Genomic DNA, 22470 nt, shown 5'->3' with positions numbered 1-22470 from the left:
TCTTCCTTTCGTATCCAGTTCTCTCACCAATCCACATTGTAGTCAATGTTTCACGTAAAAGCAAAGAATAACACTTATACTCTTGTTTCTAAACCTTTTATTGCATCGAACAAAAATTGAAGTGTCGGAACTGGTCGTTGCTGTTTCTTAGCTTCTTCTAATACATATCCAACAATCGCATTAATTTCCGTCTGTCTACTCGCTCTTACATCCGCTAGCATAGAAGATGTATTACGAGACGTTCCTTCACACACATTTCGTACCATTTGCCATACCATTTCTTTTTCTCCTCTAATAAGAAATGCTGCCTCCTGAAACACTTGCTCCATCATTTGATAAAAAAAACGATTCGTGATTAATTCACCATTCTTAACTCCCAATAGTGCTGTCAACGGATTGATACATACATTTACTACTAATTTTTTATGCATAATCTCTTCCCAATCCGTTTCTATTTGAACTGGAAAATAAGCAAAAGGAAAATAATTGAATATTTTTTTCAAATGTATAGATTGACCACAAACCACTCCAAATTTTGTTATCCCTATCCCAGTATGATGAACGATATGCCCTCCCTCTTTTTTCGCACCATGTTCTACAATACCAACAGCTATATTTTTACTCCCTATGTTCAGCATCTTTTGAAGATGCGACATTCCGTTTTGCAAAAAGATTAATGATGATGCCCCTTCCACAAACGGTAGTACGTCATCTATATGATATTGCTTCACAGCAATAAATATATAATCTAAATTTTGCGCTACCATACTTTCTATCGGTAAAACAGATGGATATACTGTTTCACATCTTCCATCTCTAATACAAGTTACACCTGTTTCATTTAATTCTTCAGCTTGCTTAGCTGTTCTTGTAAACAACGTAACATCTTGGTTATTTTTTTGTAAATAAAATGTATACAATAGACCAATAGCACCTGGTCCGACAATTCCAATTTTCATTTTCACACAAGGAATTCACACTAAGTGCCCTTGCCTTCCCCCCTTTTATATCTTTTTAAAGCACCTGAGTACGCCCTATAATTCCGCTGTCCTCTGCCCAACAAATATACTCTCATTTTTCACTATGTATGTACCACCTATTAATACGCTTCTACTCTTAGTTTAGCAAATCCTCAAAAAAATAAAAAAAGAAATATACTATCTTCTTCATAAAAATAAAAAAATGAGTTATACTATTATTGTAAATATTTTTACTTTTCTGCATTCAACGAGACAAGAAAAGGATGTGATGTAATGGGATTCCCAAAAGTTGAGCGCTTGCTCATCAATTATAAAACGTTAGATGAATTCAAAAAATTTAAAGGGTGCGGAGCCCAGGAACTATCTATGCTGGAAGAATTACAAGCAAACATTATTGAAAACGACAGTGAATCTCCATTTTACGGTATTTATTATGGCGGATCACTAATCGCACGTATGAGTCTATATATGAAAAGAAACGGTGGAGAACCATTCGAAATTACAGGTCCCTACCTAGAACTTTATAAACTTGAAGTATTACCAACTTTTCAAAAACAAGGATTCGGGCAAATGCTTGTAAATCATGCGAAACAAATGCAATTTCCTATTAAAACGATAGCACGTATTCATTCAGCTGGTTTTTGGGATAAATTAAATTTCAACCCCGTATCAGTAACTGATGGAGATTTTTATATTTGGCAGCCAGAAGCAAATTTGAATGCGGTTACAAACGAAGAATCGGCTTAAGAAATAAAAAAACAGCTGTATAACAGCTGTTTTTTATTTCTTAAGCTTCTCTAACTTCTCATTCGAGCGAGCATTGTTTCTTTCCGCTACCATTACACTTCTTTTTTGATCGATATAATCAAGTAGTGTTCTATACTCTTCTTCATATACTGATAATCGCTCTAGAAGACGCTCTCTTTCTGTTTGTAATGATTCAACTTGTTGTTGCAACACCGTTAAAGAGTTTTCATCTTTATAATTTTGTAAGAAATCAATAACATCATTCAACGTAATTGACGTAGGTTCTAACACCTTTGTCTCTTTCACTTCATAATTTTCTACTTTACGAAGTTGCTTTGCTTCCTCAATACGTTCTTTATATTGCTTTCTTACGTAAGAATTCCATCTAAACCCACATGCTGCTGGTGTACGAGATAAATTTTTCCCCACTTCCTTAAAGGCAGAAAGTTGTGTTCCACCTTCTCGAATATGCCGGAGTACTACTTCTGCCAGAAGCAAATCTTCATCATCAGTCCAAGCATCTTGTCTTGTTGTCGCCATCTCTCTAGTCCTCCCTATGCATTTTTTATTAAGCATATGCAGTTACTAGAAAAGATAGAATACAACAACTAAAGATTAAGACAAAAAAAATAAACGCAGAAGATATCTTCTGCGTTTATTTTCCCGCAATTACTTGCTGATTACTTCTTTACCTTTGTAAGTACCGCATGCTTTACATACACGGTGAGCTAATTTCGCTTCACCACAGCTTGGGCACTCTACCATACCAGGTACTGATAATTTGAAATGCGTACGACGCTTTCTTTTTACTGTTTTAGAAGTTCTTCTAAAAGGTACAGCCATTCTTCCCACCTCCTTAAAAGAAATAGTTATTTTCATATGAAGGCCTGAACCAGTCTTCCGATTATTTGTCAAAAAACTTTGCAAGTCCTGCCAATCTTGGATCAACAGTCTTTTCTTTGTCTTCTTCCGAAATCACTTGCCAGTCTTGACCTTGCGTCGGTGCTCCACCAGAAACATCATCACTGAAAATTTGCATTGGAATCTCCAAAAGTATATTTTCCTTGATTACGGGCAGTAAGTCAAGTACTTCTCCTTCTAAAGAATGAATTTCAGCTTCAGTTTCAAATTCTTCTTGTGAAGTTTGGAACACCTCAGTTGTTTTAATGTCAAATGGTAATGTCACATCTACTAAAGAGCGAGAACATGGTAAAACCATGCTTCCAGTTATATGTAGATGAAACGTAAACTTACCGGAGCCAAAATCAACTCTTCCCGTTACATGAACAGGATTAATTTCACGAATATCTTTCTCGACCTCTTTTAGCTCACTTACATCTACCATCTCATCCAATGTCAATCCTTTATTTCTCAATTTATTCAATTGATGGATGGACCATTTCATATCATATCACCTCAAGGCAACAAACAAAATTATAGCTAGCCATTTTATATTTGTCAATGTTTTTTCTTTACACTATAATGAAGTCATCATAGTAAATAATATATAGAGTATCACGTTTTTCAAAAAGATGCTACATCGAAAGGAGAGATTACCATAAAAGCTGGTGGTATTGTTGTTGAATATAACCCTTTTCATAACGGTCATCTTTATCATGTGCAACAGACAAAAAAGTTAACACAATCTGATATAATAATTGCCGTTATGAGTGGTCCTTTTTTACAGCGTGGTGAGCCCGCACTCATTTCCAAATGGTATCGCACTAAAATGGCCTTAGCAAACGGCGTAGACCTTGTTGTAGAACTTCCATACGTCTTTGCAACACAAAAGGCTGAAACCTTCGCAAATGGTGCTATTTCCATTTTAAATGCCCTACGTGTTTCTGAAATTTGTTTCGGTAGTGAGGATGGACAAATCGAAAATTTTTATAATACCATCTCCGTACAAAAAAACGAAGAAGAGACTTTTAACTACCTTGTAAAACAATTCATGGACGCTGGTAATAGTTATGCAAAAGCAACATCGGATGCTTTCTCACACATTTTAACATCTGAAAAAAACATAGATATGTCACAACCAAATAATATTTTAGGCTTCCAATATATGAAAGCAATTCTGTCACAAAATAGCTCTATACAAGCTCAAACTATAAAAAGATTTGCCTCTCATTATCATGATGAAACATTTAATGACCAACATATTGCAAGCGCAACAAGCATCCGAAAACAACTCTTTAGCGAAGAAGGGTCATTTACAACAATTAAACCTTTTCTCCCACAGGCAACCACTTCGCTTTTAGCAAATTACAAACAAAACTACGGGATATTACATAATTGGGAACAATACTTTTCATTTTTTAAATATAAACTCATGACGATGTCTCCAGGGGACTTACGACATATATATGAAATAGAAGAAGGTTTAGAGCATCGTATTTTATCAAAAATACAAAACAGTTCCTCCTTCTATTCATTCATGGAAGCATTAAAAACAAAACGTTATACATGGACTAGATTACAAAGAGCTTGTACACACATTTTAACAAACACAACAAAAGAAGAAATACGTAGCGCAAATATAAAACAACACGCACCATATATTCGCCTGCTAGGCATGTCACAAAAAGGACAAACTTACCTTTCAAAAAACAAGAAAAAAATCGAACTTCCAATCCTTACTCATACAAAAACATTCGACCATGCCGCTTTAGATATAGAGAAAAAAGCAAACTCTGTATATTTCTCCATCATGCACGAACCGTTACGCACACAACTATTAAAACAGGATATAACACACCATCCTATTCGCTATGATGAAACAACTACAAAATTCCTATAAAAAACCTCTCTATTTCAGAGAGGTTTTTTCCTTATCCATCTTTTCTAAATATGTTAACGCATCATCCAGCGTATCTACTGGTACAATTTTCATTTTTGTTTTAATATCCTTTGCAGTCTCAAGTGCATCTTTATAGTTCGATTTCTCCGCACCTTTTTCATTTGGCGCAAAGAACACTTCAGCCCCCGCATCGCTAGCAGCCACCACTTTTTGATTTATACCACCAATTGGGCCCACTTCTCCTTTTTCATTAATTGTACCTGTTCCAGCTATTTCATGTCCTTTCGTTAAGTCTTCTTCCACAAGTTGATTATATATTTCTAATGTGAACATTAAACCTGCGGATGGTCCACCAATTTCATGAGAATTAATTTTCACTTTCGGATCGACCACTAATTCTCTTTCCGTAACGATAGAAACACCTATACCGACACGTCCATTCCCATTAGGAATCGTCTTTACATTTAAATTCTCTTTCAATTGTTTTCCATTTCTCATGTACTCAATACTTACAGCATCGTTTTCTTTTTTCCCTGTCATATATTCAATAAATTGCTCCGTCTTTTCAAATGTTTTTCCGTCAACAGCTATAATAACATCACCAAGCTTAAGCTTTCCTTCTGACGGCATTCCTTTTGCCACACCAGCAACTAATACACCTTTATTTTCAAAAGATACTGAGCGATTTGCACGTTTATATGCATTATAAATTGCTGCATTTTGCGAATCTTTCATCGCATAATTTTGGCGAAATTGATATTCTTCATCACTCTCACCTTTTTGCAATATTTCTTCCGCTTTCGAAATATGTGTATATTTATTAAACTGTGCCGCTATTAAATTCACCACATTTGCTGGTCCCATTGAAACCGTAACAAGCATAAAATCACCAGATTCTTTCGTTCCACCCTCAACTTGAACATAAGGCTCCAATTTGGCAGCCATTCCTGGTTTTGTTATATAATACGGTAAACGTACGTAAACAAGTAACATCGCCAATATAACCCCTATTAAGATTGCATATATAAACCGAAAACGCTTAAACATTATGTTTCTCCTTCCACTGCTCAATTAATAAATAAATATTTGAAATATGTTTTTCTGCTTCTACTTCTCCAACTCGAATAATGTCTTCAATGTTTGTAAAAGCACGTGAACTAAATTGCTCTACAGCTGGTCGCATCATTAAATCCGATGCAATTTGCCGATTCATTACAAGCTCATGCTGCATAATTTCAATACTTTGCATGATTACGTCATAAATGGACGTAACATCGCCATTCACCTTAATTGGAGATACATCAACAGCGATAACAATATCGGCCCCTAACTCTTTCACAACCGATACTGGGATGCGATCAATGACTCCACCATCCACTAATAATCTTCCATCTATTTTTTCTGGTACAAACACTCCAGGAACAGATATGCTAGCCCTCACCGCATCTGCAACTGGCCCACTTGTAAAAACCACTTTTTCCCCCTTCAATATGTCAGTAGCCACAACAGCCGTCGGGATATCTAACTCTTCTAAATTTTTATTATATGTAAACATTTTAATCATATCTTTGACACGTTTTCCAGCAATAAATCCCATTTTCGGTACCGTGAAATCTAAATAATACTTCCGCTTAAAAACAGATGCCAATTTATACAATCTTTCAACGTTACTACTCGCCGCATAAAACGTACCTATTAGCGCCCCCATACTACTTCCTGCAATCATGTGAATAGGGATACCGGCTTCCCTTAAAACCTTTATTACACCAATATGAGCAAACCCTTTCGCTCCTCCAGACCCAAGTGCTAAACCAATCTTTGGTTCTTTCATTTTTCTCACCCTTTAATTTTTTTCATTCCTTTTTCATACTTATGGTCTAAATTCACTACGTATCCACGTATACTGAAATGAACGTTTTTTGGGACAAAGGGGGATTTACTTACATGTATGAAAAATGGAAAACCGCTTTCCTTACCATATCAACGCTATTTTTAACCTTTTCTCTTGTACTCCACCCCCAAGCCGCTTTGCAAGCTTCTATTCGCGGGTTAAATATATGGTGGGAAGTTGTATTCCCTTCACTACTACCGTTTTTCATCATTGCGGAACTTCTAATTAGTATTGGTGTTGTAAAATTTATTGGCGTTATATTAGAACCACTCATGCGCCCACTTTTTCGCGTTCCAGGGATAGGCGGATTTGTTTGGGCGATGGGAATGGCTTCTGGTTTCCCTGCAGGCGCCAAATTAAGCGCTAGACTACGAAAAAGCAATCTTTTAACTCAGATTGAAGCGGAGCGCCTCGTTTCTTTCACAAATTCTTCTAATCCACTTTTTATTTTCGGTGCTGTGTCTATCGGTTTTTTTAATAATCCGAAATTAGGAATTATATTAGCCGCTGCCCATTATTTCAGTAACTTTGCTGTCGGATTAATTATGCGTTTTTACGGCGATAATACCGCTTACAAAAATAATACACACACTACAAAAAAACGTCGCTTTCAAAACCCTTTTTTAATTCTTCACGAGACACGCTTACAAGAAAAAAGACCAATTGGTAAATTACTTGGGGATGCCATTGTTTCTTCTATTCAAACATTACTTATGATTGGCGGATTTATTATTTTATTCTCTGTGTTAAATAAAATGATTACTGTATTCCACATTACAGCAGCTCTTTCTTTTATTATGCAACATATTTTATCATTCTTCCAACTAAGTACAGATTTTAGTATACCTATATTATCAGGTATTTTCGAAATGACACTCGGAAGCCAAATGATTAGTCAAATAAATGAAACACCGCTCTTACAACAAGCTATGGTAACAAGCTTCATTTTAGCATTTAGCGGTCTTTCTATTCAGGCACAAGTTGCTAGCATATTAGCTGAAACAGATATCCGATTTAAACCCTATTTTTTCGCACGAATTATTCAAAGTATTCTTGCCCCTATTTTTACATTTGTATTTTGGACACCATTTTATGAGAAAGTGAGTTCTTTCTCACCTATGCCAAAAGATATTCCTGTATTTTTATCCGAGCATCCTTCTATACTACATGAAATTTGGACATCTTTTATACATTATGGACCAATTTTTACATTATTTTGTCTATACTTATATGTTATTTTATTATTTTTGCGCACGTATAAAGAAAAACCCCGTTCACTTTAACGGGGTTTGAAACTTTTCTTTTAAAGCACGCTCTACAATAGGGGGTACAAGATCCACTACACTTCCTCCATACCTCGCAACTTCTTTTACAATACTCGAGCTTAAAAATGAATATTGGTTGTTTGTCATAATAAAAAATGTTTCAATATTTTCATCTAATTTTCGATTCATAGAAGTAATTTGCATCTCATATTCAAAATCAGAAACTGCTCGTAAACCACGTAATATTGCATTTGCATTACGCATTTTTGCATACTCTACTAATAGCCCACTATGCGAATCTACCTTTACATTCGGGATATCCTTTGTCGCTTCTCGAATTAGTTCTAATCGCTCTTCAACTGAAAAGAATGGTTTTTTTGATGAATTGTTTAAAACGACTACGTACACCTCATCAAATACTTTTGCTCCCCTTTTAATAATATCCAGATGCCCAAGGGTAATTGGATCAAAACTTCCTGAAGAAATAGCTATACTTGTCATTCTGTCCCCTCACCTTCATACTTATAAATCGATATTGCAGTAATCCCATAATTCTCAGCTCGTACTTTTACAAGCCTTCCTATTGAATTAGGTAAAACTACATCATTACCATGCTCTGCCATAATTAATCCATCACTATGTAGCAATCCATGTTGATCCATTACACTAATTAAAGATACAATTTTTTGCTCTTTATATGGAGGATCTATTAATATAAGATCGAATGACATTTCACGTTTTATTAACGCCTTTACTGCACGTTCAGCATCATTTCGATATACTTCAGCTTGTTCCTGTACTCTACAACTTTCTAAATTTTGATGAATTACTTTTATTGCTTTACTATCCCGATCAACAAAAATTACTTTATCGATCCCCCTGCTCAAAGCCTCAATTCCAAGACCACCACTACCACCAAATAAATCAAGGGCGATACCACCATCAAAATAAGGACCTATCATATTAAAAATAGATTCTTTTACTTTATCTGTCGTTGGACGTGTTGTATTACCAGGAACCGCTTTAAGTGGGTGTCCTTTACATTTTCCTGAAACTACTCTCATCTGTTGTCACTACCTTTATTTCAATCTATCGAGCGATTATAGAAAGCCATTCCCACTTCGGTAACCGTTAACAAACCACATTCACCTAACTATAGAAAAACTCGGCCTCAAATAACCTCTCGTTATTTTTATGTATTCATCTCATCATTCACTAATATGAACCCAATATGTATATTAGTTCCACTTTATCTTTTTTATCCTATCACAAAATAAAAAAAAGAAAAATAAAAAGCCCAACATAAAATTTAATTTCATTATGTATATCTTCATTTAGATTGGACATAAATAATTATAACAACATCACCTTCGATGTTGTTGCCAACCGCGGAGAAGACTTACGTTTCCCCATAAGTTCTTCCTCCGGTTTCTCCTCTCCCTTTGCCTTCTTACTAGTACATGCTAGTATAAGAAGGGCCCTGCTATGCAGGGTTTTTTTTCTTTGTGTGCTTTTCATTTAAAAAGTGAAATGGTACAGTAAAAGAAAGAGGAGGAAAAGATATGATTCAACGCTTTATAGAACTTGGAGAAGGCTACTCTGATTTATATGAATTACTTGAAATTGCCAAAACAAATCAAGAACGTATAGCACATATGTTACAATTTGAAACGATAAAAAACGATAAAAAAGTGTGTTCGCTTGTTGTAATATTAAAACCAACTACTACTGGTGATTTCCAACCATTATACATATGTCGTGAAGGCATTCCTGTATTTGAAAATAAAAAAAGTAAACGTGTCATTTTATTTGAAGAAACGGCAGAACAACTCGGGAAAAAAGTGGCTACCTTTACTGTAAAACCATCTACAACTTTCCCAGAAAAAGAACTATTTTTTAATCATTTAACTGGTATTTTACGAATGAACAATTTCATTCCTCCGATGAAATAACGTGTTATTTCAAGTGAAAAATCCCCGGCTAAATTTAGCAGGGGATTTTTTCTATTAGCTATAATCGTATTCTTTTGCTCGATCAGGACGGGAATTTTCAAATTCCGTTTTTAAATACGGGCGATACGACTGTTCTATCTTTTTCACAAAAGGAAGTTTGTTCAACTTATGCATCATATGCTCAATTTGTTCCATATCACAATATACTACAGCATATTTTAATCGTTTTGATATGTAATGTATGTTACCATATTTCCTTAAAATCTTGGCATGTTTCAATGAATGTAAATAAACAATCATACTTTGTCGTTGCCCGAACATAATCTTCTCCATCTTCTCCTTTTAAAAACATATATTTTATATTCTATGAAAACCAATCAGAAATTTATAACATTACAGGACAAACTCTGTATACGTTTTCTTCCAACTTCTAAAAAACGGGGTACATCACCCCGTTTTTTTACAACCACAACCTCCGCCAGTACCACAACCTCCACCACAGCCACCAGCATCAAAGAATGGATTTCCTGTTGGCACTTTAATGGAAGAAGACACTTCCGAACCGATTGCTACACTAACTTCGTCTAATAACTTCTGCAAAGCAGTTTCTGCTCTTTTAAAAGCTGCAACCTTATCATGTAAGTCCACAGAACGCTTTAATTCTCTCATTTCCATCGACACGGTAGTATAGTCAGGATGGTATTTTCCAAAACGCTGTACTTCCTCATACCGTTCTTTCATCGCTGTAAATTGCTGGATTAGCGTCTGAAGTTCCATATCTTCATGTAATTCTCTATAATACTTACGATAATCTTCTGCTATATCTGAACAGATAATCGCTTTTGCAAGCTGCTCTGCCTTATCTAATATTAATACGCTTTCTAGCGTCGCTACAATCATGAGAGACACCTCCGAGTATCCATCATACCACATTTAGATTAGAACTACTAATTGAAGTGACTTACTCAAAAGAAAGATATAACGTAACTATTTTTACACTATATCCGTACACACTTATACATTAATATGTTCCGCTATATTATATTTAAGAACATCCCATTTTCCACTATTTTGTTTCACATAACTAATACACGCATTTTTTAATGGTGTCTTAAATGTAATTTCATCTGGTTCAATGGCATGTAAAATCGCTTTTATCGCGTGTGAGTGAGCAACAATAATAATACGTTTGCCAAAATGAGTTGTCGCAACATCTTCTAAAGCAGCAAAGCAACGAGCTACAATCTCTTCATCTCGCTCCATACCTTCTACTTTACCCTCAGCAATCAACTCTCTAACAGCCGCAACCGGCTTCCCTGAAGCTTCTCCAAAATTCCGTTCAACAAATCGCTCATCTAATAAAATCGATTGTAATCCAACTGCCGTTGCGATTTCATTAGCCGTTTCTTGCGCTCTAATTAACGGGCTACTTATAATGATATCCCACGTTTCTTCTTGTAAAGCAGCTGCACTTTGACTCGCTTGCTTCTTACCAACTTCATTAAGCGGAATATCTTCTCGCCCCTGAATAATTTCTTGAAAATTCCAATCAGTTTGTCCATGTCGTACTAAACAAATTTCCGTCATGCTGCAACTCCTTTTTAAATAATCAACTTCTATTGTAACAAAAGTTCTGCATGACGGACATATTTTTCACTTCCAATTAGGTTGCGTTTTGTTGCTTCATATACTGAAACATATCAATCATAATCGAAGCAACGGCCAATTGATTTTGAAACTTTTCCACTTTATCTGGTATCGTTTTTTTGAAATGTTGCATCGCCGCTAACTCAAAAGCCTCTTTTTCTTCAGGATTTCGTGTTAATTTTCTATACCAGTACGGTTGCTCCCTAATATAACGAGATAAATCCTCATCAGCCTTTATAAACTCCATAATTTCTGCTCTCATCATCTTTCCCCCTAATCCTTTTGAAAGAAAAACGGGTTATTTTCTGAAGTACTTTGCTCTTGCTGCGTACGGTTACCTTGAAATTGCTGAATAACTTGTTGCACGCTCCCAATTGCACTCGTCACATTGGCTAAATGGTTCTGCATTTGTTCCACGTCCAACTTTTTAAAAAAAGAAAGCATTTGCCCCATCACATCAGCAGTTTTTTCCTCTTCAGTTCGATTATCTTTTTCTTTTTTATTTTCTTTTACCGAAGAAAAAGCAGGCGCTCCATCCGGTCTATAAGTTGCCCATATTGGATCTTCTTCACCAAGTAAGTACCATTCTTCATAAAATTGTTGCCATGTTTTATGACCACTTCTAACCTCATGAACCATTTTAGGGTGATGGTTTACAAATTCTTTAAACTGTTGAACCGATGGATGTAACGGTCCTTTTGTTGTTGGCATAATCCTCACCTCTCCATGTATATCTACTATATAGTAAGAAAAAAAAGGCGCATGGTTCGCCTATTTTTAGACGATTCATGCACCTTTTTTTCTGCTATTTGCATACGGTCAGATTCCCACCTACAATTCAGTGAATACGAAGTAACTAATTAGGTGATGTAACACCCCACCGCTTACAGTTTCGCTTTATTTTCGAATAAAGTTTTGTGTATAAAATTTATCGTATACACCAACACCTAATCCTGTAAATTGTTCATTTAATAAATTCTTTCTATGCCCCTCACTATTTAACCAACCTTGCACTGCCGCAATTCCATCACTATGTTGCGCCGCTATGTTCTCACCAGCAAGTTGAAATCCTACTTTCCCGCGCTGCAAACGATCTCCTAGCGTACCTAATGTAGGTGAGTCATGAGAAAAATAATTATTGTCTTTCATATCTTTACTGTGACCAACAGCAACATCTGCTGTTTCCTGATCCCATGTTAATAATGGTAATTTATGACGACTTCGAATGATATTTGTTAAATCAAAAATTTGTTGCATATTCCCATTTTCTACTTGTTTTATTTTTTCTGGAGTCAATGGTTGTTCTGCTATTAATTCACCTGAATAAACGAGCTGATACGGTCTTTGGCGTAATAAAGTTTCATCATCCATATAACGAACACCAACAAGCTCATGTGTAAATTGATCAAAATACAATTGCGCCCATCCATCTTCTACAGGTATTAACGGTTGTTCCATGACTTCGGTATCAGATAGCTCAAATTGATAACTATTTTTCCCTCTTTTTAATGAAATTTCATGCGAAAGCGGACTTTTTTTATATACTTCTTCATATTTTTCATTTATATAATAAGGTGGAACCTTAACTTGTTCACCAGCTGCGTATGCCGTTACAACTTTACGTTCAGAAACTCCAAATTGAACATACTGAGTTAAATCCTGGTTGTATACCCACCATTCATATCCGTATGCAGATGGCTCTATTCGAGAGGGTTCTCCCCACTTTGCTAATAGGTTTTCAGAGTCTTCACCAATCATATTTAAAACAGTGTCTGAGGAGTCTTCCTTAATTTGCTTTTTCTTTTTCACAATTTTATTTTCTTGCTTTGATTGAGATGGGGTTAATATATATTGTGAAACGAGTAATTTCCCGTATAAATCAACAGCTAAAATTAAAAATGTAATCATTACGATACGCAATAATTTCTTCAAACGATATACCTCCTGAACAAAACATAAAATTGAGATATACACAAATCCTTTTCTTTCTTTTTGTGTGTACCGTACTCTTTTCACTATATCATATTTTTGTGAAAAAAGTCTGGATTATCCCTTTTCTCTCAATATGAATTGCACTTTCTTATTATTCATACTATTATAAAAATAATGGTGTAACATTAAAAAAGGAGGTATTATATGCAATTTACAAATACGAAATTTAATGGAGCCGTCGTTGAATTAACTCTTTTAACTGAAATCATGGAAAACAACCACTTCGTACTTGCCGGACAGTGGGATTATGAACGAGTTACATACGATTATAAATTTGAAATATTAAAGGATGTTTATTATTTACGAGTGCAAGGAGTTGCTGTTGAAGGTGACATTGGCAGTAGACACGCTGAAGTAAAACTACTCCCCCCCTTATTAGGAAAACATTATTATCCTCACGGCGTTGAATATGGTGATGATGAGACTTTCCCAACGAATGTACTTCAAAAAAGCGAACAACTCCTACAAAATGTCGAAAAAGAGTTAAAAGAATTTCAAATTATTGATTAACAAAAACAAGCGCATCAATATGATGCGCTTGTTTCATTTCCCTTCCCTAAGAATGAATCGTTTTTTTTACTGGATATCCATAAATAGATCCATCTTTTACTTTAATCTCATCTTCCCAAGGGACCTTATATTTACCTTCAGCTAAATCTTTTACAAACGTATATGGATTTTCTTTCACCCCACCAGGAGTTGCTACATATCCTCTTGAACCTAGATTATATATATTATTTTCCAATCCCCATCCTAATCTAGCCTGATCTGCTAGTTCTGGATATACTTCAGCAGTAACAATCTCCCAAGGATTTCGATGACCCTGTACTAAAGTAGTCCCATCAAAATTACATACTTGTCCTTCACCAAAGTAATAAAATACACCATCATAACCCGCTAAGTTTACCGACAATGTATACATTAAATTTTGCCATGCATTTGAACGATTCGTTAGCATCCATTGTTCACTAACTTGTGTACTATATCCAGAAATACGAATTAAGACATTTGCACCTTTATAGGCCGCTTCACGAGCTACTTCAGGGAACATGCCATCATGACAAATACAAACAGCTAATTTACTTCCTCCAGGTCCATCACAAACAGGTAAGCCTAAATCTCCAGCTTTCCAAGGCTCGACTGGCACCCAAGGATTTAGCTTACGATACTTCAAAATCATTTCACCTTGTGGATCAATAATAACTGCTGTATTATACGGCTCTCCACCATCAGGATTTTTCTCCATTATTGAAAAAACACCATATACTTTAGATTCTTTACATGCCTCAGCAAATAAGTCTGTTTCTGGCCCAGGCACTGTGCATAAAAATTCTTCTGTAGTCCATTTTTTTGTATTGAGCCCTTGTGTACTATATTCAGGAAATACTATCAATTCTAAACCAGGGTAACCTGATTTGGTCGAATGAATTGTTTTTATGATTTGTTGAATTTGTTTATCAATGTCTGTACGCGATTCTACTACTGGTACTGGATATTGAATTAGTGCTGTCAAAAAACCACTAATCGGCTTTACCATACTTCCACTACTACCCATTTAAACTCCCCCTTAAAATAGTTCGTGTTTATTAAAGATAACAGTATATATTTGTAACTCTCTAAAAAACTTGCACTACATATGGAATTATTACGCATGAAAGCTAGTAGTAAATTTTATCTCCACTTTTAGTACACGCCTACACTAACTTAACATAAAAAGTTAGAAAATTCAATCTTTTTAAGGTAACTAAAACTAAAAAGAAAAAGCGCATGGAATCCCATACACTTTTTTACTTAGTCTGTAAATACGGCGGCAATTGTTGCAACTGCTCCTTATCCTTTTCACGTTCTCTACGTGCCCATCTAAAGAATACATAGCCTATAATTGTACCGTACACTATTTCCTGGACAATTTTCATTATGATACCACCAGTTTGCTGGTCTTGTACGACTGGCATCCAGTGCAAAAATTCTGGTCCCGTTATATTTAAATCCGATAAAGTGCCCGCTGGTACACATAGTTCCATCGCTTTCATCCAAGCAGCCGGATCCGTATACGTTGCAAATAACGGCGCTGTCGCAAAAATGATTAACGCACAAGCAGGCGTTAATAATATACCGTTAGCAAACATATAACCAAGTTTCTTTATATCACTTAACGTTTGATATTCTGGTAATGGATTTAACATCGGCCACCACATCATGATTGCTGTAAAAAACAATATAGCGAGACAAATAGGATGAGCTATTTGACTTTGTTTTACTGTATCAAAAACAACTGGTAAATGATAAAAAGAAAACAGGCCGTTAAATACAAACAACGCAATAAGTGGTTTAGCAAATGCATTTAATATAATTTGAACGAACTTAAAAGAAGTAATGTAACGATATAACCAAATTGGTATACCAAGCAACAGTAACGGCGGAACTGCAATATACATGACTGCCATTTCAAACATATGAGCACTAAATATAATATGGCCAATTAAATCAATAGGCCCTCCCTTTACAAAATACAAAAGAACAATACCAGTCGTAAAATAAAAAATTTGCTTCTTACTTACCTTCGTCGCATTTTCAAATCGCATTCTATATGGCCCAATAATTAAGAAGTACCCAATAAGAATCGAAAGCATAAATAATAAAAAGATAGGACTCCATAAAGCCTGAAAACCAAATATCCACAAGTTACTCATTTTCACACCTACCTTCGTAAGGTTATCTCATAATATGAAGAGGGAGCTGTGACAACACAAGCTCCCTTATTTTTCACTTTTCAAATCCACACGATTGTCATAAAAGCTAAAATTGTAATTAACCCTATTAGCAGACCTGAGTAAAGAAAGAAACTTGCTGCTTCATGTCCTTTATGACTCATATGCATAAAATAATACAATTGAAAAATTACTTGTACCACTGCTAATAGTAAAATAAACGGTACAGAGAAAATCGGACTAAAAGTTTTTGGATACGCCACTGCTACAAATGCAACTAATGTTAAAAAAATCATTAATGCAAACGTAATAACTTGATGCCTCATTTCCTCCGCACTTTTTCTCTTCCGATAAACAAGATCAACTTTAGGATTATTCGTTTGCTTTATCGCCATTGTTTATCCCACCATTCCCATTAAATATACTACAGTGAAAATAAACACCCAAACTACGTCAATAAAGTGCCAATAAATCGATGCAACATAAAACTTCGGTGCATTGTATAAATTTAGACCTCTCTTCGCATTTCTAAAGATTAATGTTAAAATCCAACATAACCCAAACAATACGTGGAGTCCATGTGTACCAACAAGAGCATAAAACGCAGAGCCAAACGCACTACTTCTCATAGTATGCTTAAATTCATGTGTATAATGATAAAACTCATATATCTCAAATCCTAAAAACCCTAAACCTAGCAATACTGTTACTAGTAACCAAAGCTGCATTTTCTTAAAGTTAAAGTTTTTCATGTGATACATCGCATATACACTCGTTAAGCTACTCGTTAATAAAAGCATCGTCATAATGAAAACGAGTGGCATTTGGAACATCTCTTGAGATGTTGGTCCACCATTTGTAGAATTCTTTAACGCTAAATATGTGCCGAATAAGGAAGCGAACAACACTGTTTCGCCTCCAAGAAATAACCAAAAACCGACAAACTTATTTTTCCCTTCAAGGGTTGCTTTTTCAGGCTCTGCTGGAAATGTTTCATTCGTTAACTTTTCATCTACATGCATTATGCCTTGCCCCCCTTATCCTCTAAATCTTCTTTATGAATATGATACCCATGATCATCAATTACTGAACGTAGGAACATTGCGCCAAATGTAATGATTAAACCAATAATTGCTACTAATAACCAGAACTTATCTTTTCCGCCCTGCATATACATCGCACCAAATGCCGCTATAAACAATCCGAAAGAAATAACAAATGGTGAAAACGAAGGATTTGGCATATGAATATCACCAACTGGTTCCGCTGCTGTCATCTCTTTATTACCTTCACGTTTTTCAATCCAAAACGGATCTAATCCGCGAACAAATGGTAATTGTTTAAAGTTATATTCTGGTGTCGGTGCTGGCATTGTCCATTCTAATGTACGTGCATCCCACGGATCACGACCAGCTTTTTCTTTTGATACTGTCGTTTTAATTACATTGAATAGAAGAACAATCGTTCCAAGAGCCATAAACACCGCTCCGATAGAACTAATCATATTCCCCATTTCCAACCCTTGCCCTTCAAGATATGTGTAGTAACGGCGTGGCATACCAATCAAGCCAAGGAAATGCTGAATAAAGAACGTTAAATGGAAGCCGATAAAGAATAGCCAAAACGTTATCTTTCCTAATGTTTCATTTAATACTTTATTAAACATCAGTGGCCAATAATAATGAGCTCCTGCAAGTAAACCAAATACAACACCGCCAACGATTACATAATGAAAATGCGCTACTACGAAATAGTTATCATGAAATTGATAATCAGCTGGTGCAGATGCTAGCATAACCCCTGTAACTCCACCCATTACGAATGATGGAATGAAAGCTACTGCCCACATCATTGGTGTCGTAAAACGAATACTTCCACCCCACATTGTAAAGAGCCAGTTGAATATTTTGATACCAGTCGGAACCGCAATCGCCATTGTTGCAACTGAGAAAATAGCATTAGCAACTGGACCAAGTCCAACAGTAAACATATGGTGCGCCCATACCATAAATCCTAAAAATCCAATTAATACAGTCGCAAACACCATCGATGAATAACCAAACAATCGTTTTTTCGAAAATGTTGCGAAGATTTCTGAGAATATTCCGAAAGCTGGGAGTATAAGAATGTATACTTCTGGATGACCGAAAATCCAGAATAAATGCTCCCATATAATTGTATTCCCGCCCAATGCCGGATTAAAGAAACTTGTTCCAAATAAACGATCTAACATTAAAAGTCCTAATCCTACAGTTAACGGCGGAAAAGCGAATAATATAAGCGAAGATGTTACAAATGTTGTCCATGTAAACATCGGCATACGCATATACGTCATTCCTGGCGCGCGCATATTAATAATGGTTACAAGGAAGTTAATTCCTCCAATTAATGTACCAATACCTGAGATTTGCAAGCCGAGTACATAGAAATCAACACCATGACCTTTAGAGGCTAAAGCTAAAGATGCATAAGATGTCCATCCTGCATCAGGTGCTCCACCTAAAAACCAACTTAAATTTAAAAATACTCCACCAAAGAAAAATAACCAAAATCCGAGTGAATTCAAAAACGGGAACGCTACATCACGTGCACCAATTTGAAGTGGTACAGCGGCGTTCATAAATGCAAACACGAGTGGCATAGCTGCGAGGAAAATCATTGTTGTACCGTGCATCGTTAATACTTGATTATAAGCATCCCCAACAAGAAAAGCGTTGTTAGGAATCGCTAATTGAAGGCGAATAAATAGAGCTTCTATTCCGCCTATTACAAAAAACAATCCACCTGCAATTAAATAGAGAATGGCAATCTTTTTATGGTCTACTGTCGTTAAATAATCCCATATGACAGCACCCATCCCCTGTTTTTTTGCTACAGAACTCACGTTTTCAACCTCCCCTTCGCGAATAGTCCCTCTTTACTTTTCAACTTTTAACGTTTGTAAGTATGCATTTAATGCATCAATTTGATCATCCGTTAAGTTGCCATATTTGCCAGTCATTTTGTTTCCTGGCTTCATATTTTCAGGATCTTTCAGCCATTTTTTTAAGTTTTCTTCATTGTTTTCGGCAATACCGGCAACCATATCGCGATCCGCAAAGTTTGCTAAGTTTGGTGCGATACGAGCGGAAGGTGGTCTACTATCATTAGATCCAACTGCGTGACAACCAATACAGCTTTTATTAAATATTTCTCGGCCCTCTTGCGCCTTTGTTGAAGCTACTTCTTTCTTTCCATCAATCTTCTTCATATCAGCAAGCCATTTTTTGTACTCGCTTTCATCTAAAGCTTTCACTTTAAATTGCATTAAAGAATGTGATGGACCGCAAAATTCTGTACAAAAACCATTATAAGTGCCCGATTTATCTGCCTTTAACCACATTTTGTTCACATTGTCTGTATTTGTATCCATTTTCCCTGCTAAAGATGGAACCCAAAATGAGTGTTTAATATCGGCACCCTTCAAATTTAAATACACTTTCTTACCTGTGGGGATGACCAAATCTTGCGAAGTTACTATCTTTTCTGATTTATAAGAAAATTCCCACCAATAAAGATTCGCTGTTACATCAACAACGATAGTATCTTTATCAATATTCTTTTTCTCCATCGCACTTACATCAGCAAGTTTGAATGTATATGTAACCGTTGGAACAGCTAAGATTAGTAAAAGAATAATCGGAATAACTGTCCATATAATTTCTAGCTTGTGATTCCCTTCAACTTGCTCTGGAATATAATCTTCCTGACCTTTCTTTTGTCGGAAACGCACAATTACATACAAGAAAATAATAGTAACTACTAGTACTACTCCTACCATGATTGCACTAGCCAGTAGAAGTAAATCATATTGCATTTTTGCTACTTCTCCTTGCGGAATTAAAGTAGATTGAAAGGCTTTACCGCATCCCCCTAACAGTAAAGCCAGCAGTGAAACGAACGAAAGCAGTCGCCACTGTTTCTTCATACAAACAACCCCCACTTTCCTTGTGAATTAGATTGTACTTTATAGTTAAGTAAAGTAAATCTCAACGTAAAGAAATCCAATTATGTCGTTGTCTTAGAAGAATGTAACTACAATCATTGATACAAATAAGATTGTTAAATAATTTAGGGAATAAACAAACATTTGCACGGACCATTTGATGTCATCTTTCTTACGGAAGCCATAAAATCCTAAAACGATCCATCCGATGTTAAGCAGTGTTGCAATTACCATAAATGTTATCCCTAGTCCACTCATATAAAATGGGAGTGGTAATAAACATACTGTCCAAATCATAATTTGGCGTTTCGTAATTTCAAATCCATGAACTACAGGAAGCATTGGAATTCCTGCATTTCGATATTCATCAACACGTTTCATCGCTAATGCAAGGAAATGTGGGATTTGCCAAATAAACATAATTAAAAATAACATCCAAGCAATTGGATGACCTAAAGATGGATCGATTGCTGCCCATCCAATTAAAGGTGGAACTGCTCCAGATATACTACCTACAACAGTATTTAGTGTATACTTTCTCTTTGTCCATAAAGTATATAGGACAACATATGTGAAAGCACCAATAAATCCCATTAAAACTGCCATTGGTGTTGTTAATAATAAGAATACAAATCCAAGAAGTAATATAACTAGGCCAAATGTAAGTGCAAATCCTGGTTTATACTTTCCAGTAACCGTTGGACGAGTCTTTGTTCTTTCCATTAACGGATCGATGTCTCTATCGATGTAGTTATTTAAACAACATACCCCCGCCATAATTAATCCTGAACCAACGATTGTAAAAAATAGCTTATCCAGATTGTCCATCACACTTAATCCATTAAAGTGTAACGCCAACCAAAATCCTGTAAATACAGTAAGTGTATTTGAGTTTACAATCCCCATTTTAACGAGTGCTGATAAATCTTGTAACCGAGTTGTTTCCGGTACACTTGTAACAGCGGACTCATCATGCAGCTCACTTGTTGCATGGTTCATCACTCTAACCCCCTCTTAAAACTTTCATCTTTCTTTTTGCGCTTATTTCAAATGAAATAATTCGCTTCTATATAGCAATATTATTACAGTAGAAACATTGTTAACCCATTCTACTACTAATCTACGCCCATACTCCAATATATTAAATCATATTTCCCGAACATTTTGTGAAGAAAACATGAACTTTTTGTGTCGGATATAAAAAACTTCATTCTGACTTGTCCTTATCATAACATGATGTTACCTTCTATAATAAACTATTTTGTCCTATTTAACACGTATTCTCCCCATTTCTTTTCAAAACAGCCTATTTTTCACCTAATTTTTTCCTTTCAAACCCTGTTTTTACACCTATTTTCTCCCCATTTCCTTCCTCCTCCATTTCTTTGCTATTTTATTATTTTTTATATATCATAGGAACTAGCGCGTTTTATTCTATACATAATGGAATGAAAATATTTCGCAATAACTTCATAGCAGAAAGATGGTGAAAGAGATTGCAACGCTTTATTAAATGGTTAGCAGTCATTACAAGCCTTGATTTATTAATAGTTTTATTAGGAGGCGCTTTAGTTACAAAAACAGGTTCTGGTCAAGGTTGTGGTAAATCATGGCCACTTTGTAACGGTGAATTTGTTCCATCTAATTTATCAATGGAAACTATTATTGAACTTAGCCACCGATTAACATCAGGATCAGCTGGAATTCTTGTCACTCTCCTTTGTATTTTGTCCTGGAAATATTATAAACATGTGCGTGAAACAAAAACGTTAGCAATTTTATCCTTCGTATTTTTAGTTGCACAAGCATTAATGGGAGCAGCAGCAGTTGTTTGGGGCCAAATGCCCGCTGTACTTGCTATTCATTTTGGTATTTCCTTAATTTCATTTGCTTCTGTCATTTTATTAACGTGTCTTATCTTTGAAATTGACCAAAAGTTTGATGCACGTTCACTTATTATGGACAAAAAAATGAAATTCCATATCTATGGTGTAACAATTTACAGTTATATCGTCGTCTACACAGGCGCTTTAGTACGTCACGAACGAGCTAGCTTAGCCTGTCCAGACTTTCCTTTATGTAGCAAAAACAGACCTATGCCAACTCAACTACATGAATGGGTTCAAATGGGCCATAGAGTTGCAGCGATGTTAATTTTCGCTTGGATACTATACGCGATGATTCTCGCTATTCGCCATTACAAACAGCAACCTGTCGTATATTGGGGATGGATCATTTCATTTATCCTTGTTACACTTCAAGCTGTAGTAGGAGTTTTAGTTGTATTTACAAACGCTAGTTTAGCAATGGCATTGTTACATTCTCTATTTATTTCTTGCTTGTTTGCCGTACTATGCTATTTAGTTATGTTAGGAACAAGAAGTAAAGTGAATGCAAAAGAAGCCGAATCAACTTCTAAACAAACAAAATAATTTAAAACTAAAATCCCTTGCCAATTCGGCAAGGGATTTTTTGCAATAAAAAAGAGCTGTATTTACAC

The 22470-nt window shown here is 35.6% G+C and carries 27 protein-coding genes; 6 read left to right on the top strand and 21 right to left on the bottom strand.

The window, feature by feature from the left end; genetic code table 11:
* Positions 1-74 precede the first annotated feature (74 nt).
* Complete coding sequence (gene panE / locus ACTFR8_RS13110) at positions 75-959, bottom strand: 2-dehydropantoate 2-reductase (RefSeq protein WP_000690047.1); 885 nt, start codon at positions 957-959, stop codon at positions 75-77.
* Between the two features lie 294 nt (positions 960-1253).
* Between panE and ACTFR8_RS13105 the strand changes: the two genes are divergently transcribed.
* Positions 1254-1727 carry an N-acetyltransferase gene (locus ACTFR8_RS13105; protein WP_000506695.1) on the top strand — a complete coding sequence of 158 codons (474 nt, stop codon included), beginning with the start codon at positions 1254-1256 and terminating at the stop codon, positions 1725-1727.
* A 33-nt stretch (positions 1728-1760) separates the two neighbouring features.
* Here the strand turns inward: ACTFR8_RS13105 and ACTFR8_RS13100 are convergent, their stop codons facing one another.
* The 3 genes from ACTFR8_RS13100 to ACTFR8_RS13090 form a co-directional block, all read right to left on the bottom strand.
* Entirely contained in the window at positions 1761-2267 is a 507-nt protein-coding gene (locus ACTFR8_RS13100; RefSeq protein ID WP_000246468.1) for an RsfA family transcriptional regulator, read from the bottom strand.
* Positions 2268-2396: 129 nt separating this feature from the next.
* On the bottom strand, positions 2397-2570 hold the full coding sequence (rpmF, locus tag ACTFR8_RS13095) for a 50S ribosomal protein L32 (RefSeq protein WP_001984764.1): 174 nt from the start codon (positions 2568-2570) through the stop codon (positions 2397-2399).
* 61 nt (positions 2571-2631) lie between these two features.
* Positions 2632-3132 carry a YceD family protein gene (locus ACTFR8_RS13090; RefSeq protein ID WP_000872149.1) on the bottom strand — a complete coding sequence of 167 codons (501 nt, stop codon included), beginning with the start codon at positions 3130-3132 and terminating at the stop codon, positions 2632-2634.
* Between the two features lie 213 nt (positions 3133-3345).
* Between ACTFR8_RS13090 and ACTFR8_RS13085 the strand changes: the two genes are divergently transcribed.
* On the top strand, positions 3346-4527 hold the full coding sequence (locus ACTFR8_RS13085) for a nucleotidyltransferase (RefSeq protein WP_044584815.1): 1182 nt from the start codon (positions 3346-3348) through the stop codon (positions 4525-4527).
* A gap of 9 nt (positions 4528-4536) precedes the next feature.
* Here ACTFR8_RS13085 and ACTFR8_RS13080 read toward each other — a convergent pair whose 3' ends face one another.
* Together ACTFR8_RS13080 and ACTFR8_RS13075 are read right to left on the bottom strand one after the other, a co-directional pair.
* Entirely contained in the window at positions 4537-5574 is a 1038-nt protein-coding gene (locus ACTFR8_RS13080; RefSeq protein WP_000476280.1) for a SepM family pheromone-processing serine protease, read from the bottom strand.
* Entirely contained in the window at positions 5567-6358 is a 792-nt protein-coding gene (locus ACTFR8_RS13075; protein ID WP_000662588.1) for a patatin-like phospholipase family protein, read from the bottom strand. Before ACTFR8_RS13075 ends, ACTFR8_RS13080 begins: the two co-directional genes overlap by 8 nt.
* 113 nt (positions 6359-6471) lie before the next feature.
* Here ACTFR8_RS13075 and ylbJ point away from each other — a divergent pair, with 113 nt between their 5' ends.
* The gene (ylbJ, locus tag ACTFR8_RS13070; protein ID WP_000273083.1) at positions 6472-7701 is read left to right on the top strand and encodes a sporulation integral membrane protein YlbJ; all 1230 of its coding nucleotides are present in this window, start codon (positions 6472-6474) and stop codon (positions 7699-7701) included.
* Here the strand turns inward: ylbJ and coaD are convergent.
* Together coaD and rsmD are read right to left on the bottom strand one after the other, a co-directional pair.
* Positions 7693-8184, bottom strand: a complete 492-nt coding sequence (coaD, locus tag ACTFR8_RS13065) for a pantetheine-phosphate adenylyltransferase (RefSeq protein ID WP_000200601.1) — start codon at positions 8182-8184, stop codon at positions 7693-7695. The genes ylbJ and coaD overlap by 9 nt on opposite strands.
* Positions 8181-8747, bottom strand: a complete 567-nt coding sequence (rsmD, locus tag ACTFR8_RS13060; RefSeq protein ID WP_001266981.1) for a 16S rRNA (guanine(966)-N(2))-methyltransferase RsmD — start codon at positions 8745-8747, stop codon at positions 8181-8183. Before rsmD ends, coaD begins: the two co-directional genes overlap by 4 nt.
* 498 nt (positions 8748-9245) lie before the next feature.
* Between rsmD and ACTFR8_RS13055 the strand changes: the two genes are divergently transcribed.
* Positions 9246-9635, top strand: coding sequence for a DUF7147 family protein (locus ACTFR8_RS13055; RefSeq protein ID WP_000616018.1), 390 nt, complete (start codon positions 9246-9248; stop codon positions 9633-9635).
* 54 nt (positions 9636-9689) lie between these two features.
* On the opposite strand, the gene ACTFR8_RS13050 is transcribed toward ACTFR8_RS13055, so the two are convergent.
* The 6 genes from ACTFR8_RS13050 to ACTFR8_RS13025 all read right to left on the bottom strand — a co-directional run bounded on the left by ACTFR8_RS13050 (position 9690) and on the right by ACTFR8_RS13025 (position 13214).
* Positions 9690-9956, bottom strand: a complete 267-nt coding sequence (locus ACTFR8_RS13050; protein WP_002082261.1) for a YlbG family protein — start codon at positions 9954-9956, stop codon at positions 9690-9692.
* 126 nt (positions 9957-10082) lie between these two features.
* Entirely contained in the window at positions 10083-10535 is a 453-nt protein-coding gene (locus tag ACTFR8_RS13045; RefSeq protein ID WP_000634364.1) for a YlbF family regulator, read from the bottom strand.
* 114 nt (positions 10536-10649) lie between these two features.
* Positions 10650-11222, bottom strand: a complete 573-nt coding sequence (locus tag ACTFR8_RS13040; RefSeq protein WP_000134947.1) for a histidine phosphatase family protein — start codon at positions 11220-11222, stop codon at positions 10650-10652.
* A gap of 76 nt (positions 11223-11298) precedes the next feature.
* Complete coding sequence (locus ACTFR8_RS13035) at positions 11299-11544, bottom strand: YlbE-like family protein (RefSeq protein WP_001200990.1); 246 nt, start codon at positions 11542-11544, stop codon at positions 11299-11301.
* 11 nt (positions 11545-11555) lie between these two features.
* Positions 11556-11993 carry a YlbD family protein gene (locus ACTFR8_RS13030; protein WP_001143346.1) on the bottom strand — a complete coding sequence of 146 codons (438 nt, stop codon included), beginning with the start codon at positions 11991-11993 and terminating at the stop codon, positions 11556-11558.
* A 186-nt stretch (positions 11994-12179) separates the two neighbouring features.
* Entirely contained in the window at positions 12180-13214 is a 1035-nt protein-coding gene (locus tag ACTFR8_RS13025) for a CAP domain-containing protein (protein ID WP_000735378.1), read from the bottom strand.
* Between the two features lie 204 nt (positions 13215-13418).
* Here ACTFR8_RS13025 and ACTFR8_RS13020 point away from each other — a divergent pair, with 204 nt between their 5' ends.
* On the top strand, positions 13419-13784 hold the full coding sequence (locus ACTFR8_RS13020) for a YugN family protein (protein ID WP_001160947.1): 366 nt from the start codon (positions 13419-13421) through the stop codon (positions 13782-13784).
* Positions 13785-13830: 46 nt separating this feature from the next.
* Here the strand turns inward: ACTFR8_RS13020 and ACTFR8_RS13015 are convergent, their stop codons facing one another.
* From ACTFR8_RS13015 to ctaB, 7 genes are all read right to left on the bottom strand, one after another.
* Positions 13831-14829 carry a formamidase gene (locus ACTFR8_RS13015; RefSeq protein WP_000535813.1) on the bottom strand — a complete coding sequence of 333 codons (999 nt, stop codon included), beginning with the start codon at positions 14827-14829 and terminating at the stop codon, positions 13831-13833.
* Positions 14830-15061: 232 nt separating this feature from the next.
* Complete coding sequence (ctaG, locus tag ACTFR8_RS13010) at positions 15062-15967, bottom strand: cytochrome c oxidase assembly factor CtaG (protein ID WP_000069028.1); 906 nt, start codon at positions 15965-15967, stop codon at positions 15062-15064.
* Positions 15968-16047: 80 nt separating this feature from the next.
* Entirely contained in the window at positions 16048-16380 is a 333-nt protein-coding gene (ctaF, locus tag ACTFR8_RS13005) for a cytochrome c oxidase subunit IVB (protein WP_000985706.1), read from the bottom strand.
* A 3-nt stretch (positions 16381-16383) separates the two neighbouring features.
* Complete coding sequence (ctaE, locus tag ACTFR8_RS13000) at positions 16384-17007, bottom strand: cytochrome c oxidase subunit III (RefSeq protein WP_000557861.1); 624 nt, start codon at positions 17005-17007, stop codon at positions 16384-16386.
* Positions 17007-18842, bottom strand: a complete 1836-nt coding sequence (gene ctaD, locus ACTFR8_RS12995) for a cytochrome c oxidase subunit I (RefSeq protein WP_153579316.1) — start codon at positions 18840-18842, stop codon at positions 17007-17009. The genes ctaE and ctaD overlap by 1 nt, the downstream gene beginning before the upstream one ends.
* Before the next feature lie 60 nt (positions 18843-18902).
* Positions 18903-19952 carry a cytochrome c oxidase subunit II gene (coxB, locus tag ACTFR8_RS12990; protein ID WP_100619318.1) on the bottom strand — a complete coding sequence of 350 codons (1050 nt, stop codon included), beginning with the start codon at positions 19950-19952 and terminating at the stop codon, positions 18903-18905.
* A 93-nt stretch (positions 19953-20045) separates the two neighbouring features.
* A complete protein-coding gene (gene ctaB, locus ACTFR8_RS12985; protein ID WP_001015061.1) occupies positions 20046-20969 on the bottom strand; it encodes a protoheme IX farnesyltransferase in 924 nt (307 codons plus the stop codon).
* A gap of 497 nt (positions 20970-21466) precedes the next feature.
* Here ctaB and ctaA point away from each other — a divergent pair, with 497 nt between their 5' ends.
* Positions 21467-22402, top strand: a complete 936-nt coding sequence (ctaA, locus tag ACTFR8_RS12980; protein ID WP_001188744.1) for a heme A synthase — start codon at positions 21467-21469, stop codon at positions 22400-22402.
* Positions 22403-22470 lie beyond the last annotated feature (68 nt).

Origin of the sequence: Bacillus cereus group sp. MYBK15-3, from assembly GCF_051916765.1 — a bacterium.
GTDB lineage: Bacteria > Bacillota > Bacilli > Bacillales > Bacillaceae_G > Bacillus_A > Bacillus_A cereus.
Note: the sequence above shows the minus strand (reverse complement) of the source record. Positions and strands in the feature narration are given on the sequence as shown.

Bases quoted from the DNA above. Each gene is read 5' to 3' on its own strand.
- ACTFR8_RS13075 (WP_000662588.1), bottom strand. From the start codon at position 6,358: ATGAAAGAACCAAAGATTGGTTTAGCACTTGGGTCTGGAGGAGCGAAA.
- ctaB (WP_001015061.1), bottom strand. From the start codon at position 20,969: ATGAACCATGCAACAAGTGAGCTGCATGATGAGTCCGCTGTTACAAGT.
- ctaG (WP_000069028.1), bottom strand. From the start codon at position 15,967: ATGAGTAACTTGTGGATATTTGGTTTTCAGGCTTTATGGAGTCCTATC.
- ACTFR8_RS13020 (WP_001160947.1), top strand. From the start codon at position 13,419: ATGCAATTTACAAATACGAAATTTAATGGAGCCGTCGTTGAATTAACT.
- ACTFR8_RS13015 (WP_000535813.1), bottom strand. From the start codon at position 14,829: ATGGGTAGTAGTGGAAGTATGGTAAAGCCGATTAGTGGTTTTTTGACA.
- ACTFR8_RS13040 (WP_000134947.1), bottom strand. From the start codon at position 11,222: ATGACGGAAATTTGTTTAGTACGACATGGACAAACTGATTGGAATTTT.
- ACTFR8_RS13050 (WP_002082261.1), bottom strand. From the start codon at position 9,956: ATGTTCGGGCAACGACAAAGTATGATTGTTTATTTACATTCATTGAAA.
- rpmF (WP_001984764.1), bottom strand. From the start codon at position 2,570: ATGGCTGTACCTTTTAGAAGAACTTCTAAAACAGTAAAAAGAAAGCGT.
- ctaD (WP_153579316.1), bottom strand. From the start codon at position 18,842: ATGGGTGCTGTCATATGGGATTATTTAACGACAGTAGACCATAAAAAG.
- ACTFR8_RS13080 (WP_000476280.1), bottom strand. From the start codon at position 5,574: ATGTTTAAGCGTTTTCGGTTTATATATGCAATCTTAATAGGGGTTATA.
- ACTFR8_RS13090 (WP_000872149.1), bottom strand. From the start codon at position 3,132: ATGAAATGGTCCATCCATCAATTGAATAAATTGAGAAATAAAGGATTG.
- rsmD (WP_001266981.1), bottom strand. From the start codon at position 8,747: ATGAGAGTAGTTTCAGGAAAATGTAAAGGACACCCACTTAAAGCGGTT.
- ACTFR8_RS13035 (WP_001200990.1), bottom strand. From the start codon at position 11,544: ATGAGAGCAGAAATTATGGAGTTTATAAAGGCTGATGAGGATTTATCT.
- ACTFR8_RS13045 (WP_000634364.1), bottom strand. From the start codon at position 10,535: ATGATTGTAGCGACGCTAGAAAGCGTATTAATATTAGATAAGGCAGAG.
- ctaF (WP_000985706.1), bottom strand. From the start codon at position 16,380: ATGGCGATAAAGCAAACGAATAATCCTAAAGTTGATCTTGTTTATCGG.
- ACTFR8_RS13100 (WP_000246468.1), bottom strand. From the start codon at position 2,267: ATGGCGACAACAAGACAAGATGCTTGGACTGATGATGAAGATTTGCTT.
- coaD (WP_000200601.1), bottom strand. From the start codon at position 8,184: ATGACAAGTATAGCTATTTCTTCAGGAAGTTTTGATCCAATTACCCTT.
- ylbJ (WP_000273083.1), top strand. From the start codon at position 6,472: ATGTATGAAAAATGGAAAACCGCTTTCCTTACCATATCAACGCTATTT.
- ACTFR8_RS13055 (WP_000616018.1), top strand. From the start codon at position 9,246: ATGATTCAACGCTTTATAGAACTTGGAGAAGGCTACTCTGATTTATAT.
- ctaE (WP_000557861.1), bottom strand. From the start codon at position 17,007: ATGCATGTAGATGAAAAGTTAACGAATGAAACATTTCCAGCAGAGCCT.
- panE (WP_000690047.1), bottom strand. From the start codon at position 959: ATGAAAATTGGAATTGTCGGACCAGGTGCTATTGGTCTATTGTATACA.
- ACTFR8_RS13105 (WP_000506695.1), top strand. From the start codon at position 1,254: ATGGGATTCCCAAAAGTTGAGCGCTTGCTCATCAATTATAAAACGTTA.
- coxB (WP_100619318.1), bottom strand. From the start codon at position 19,952: ATGAAGAAACAGTGGCGACTGCTTTCGTTCGTTTCACTGCTGGCTTTA.
- ACTFR8_RS13030 (WP_001143346.1), bottom strand. From the start codon at position 11,993: ATGCCAACAACAAAAGGACCGTTACATCCATCGGTTCAACAGTTTAAA.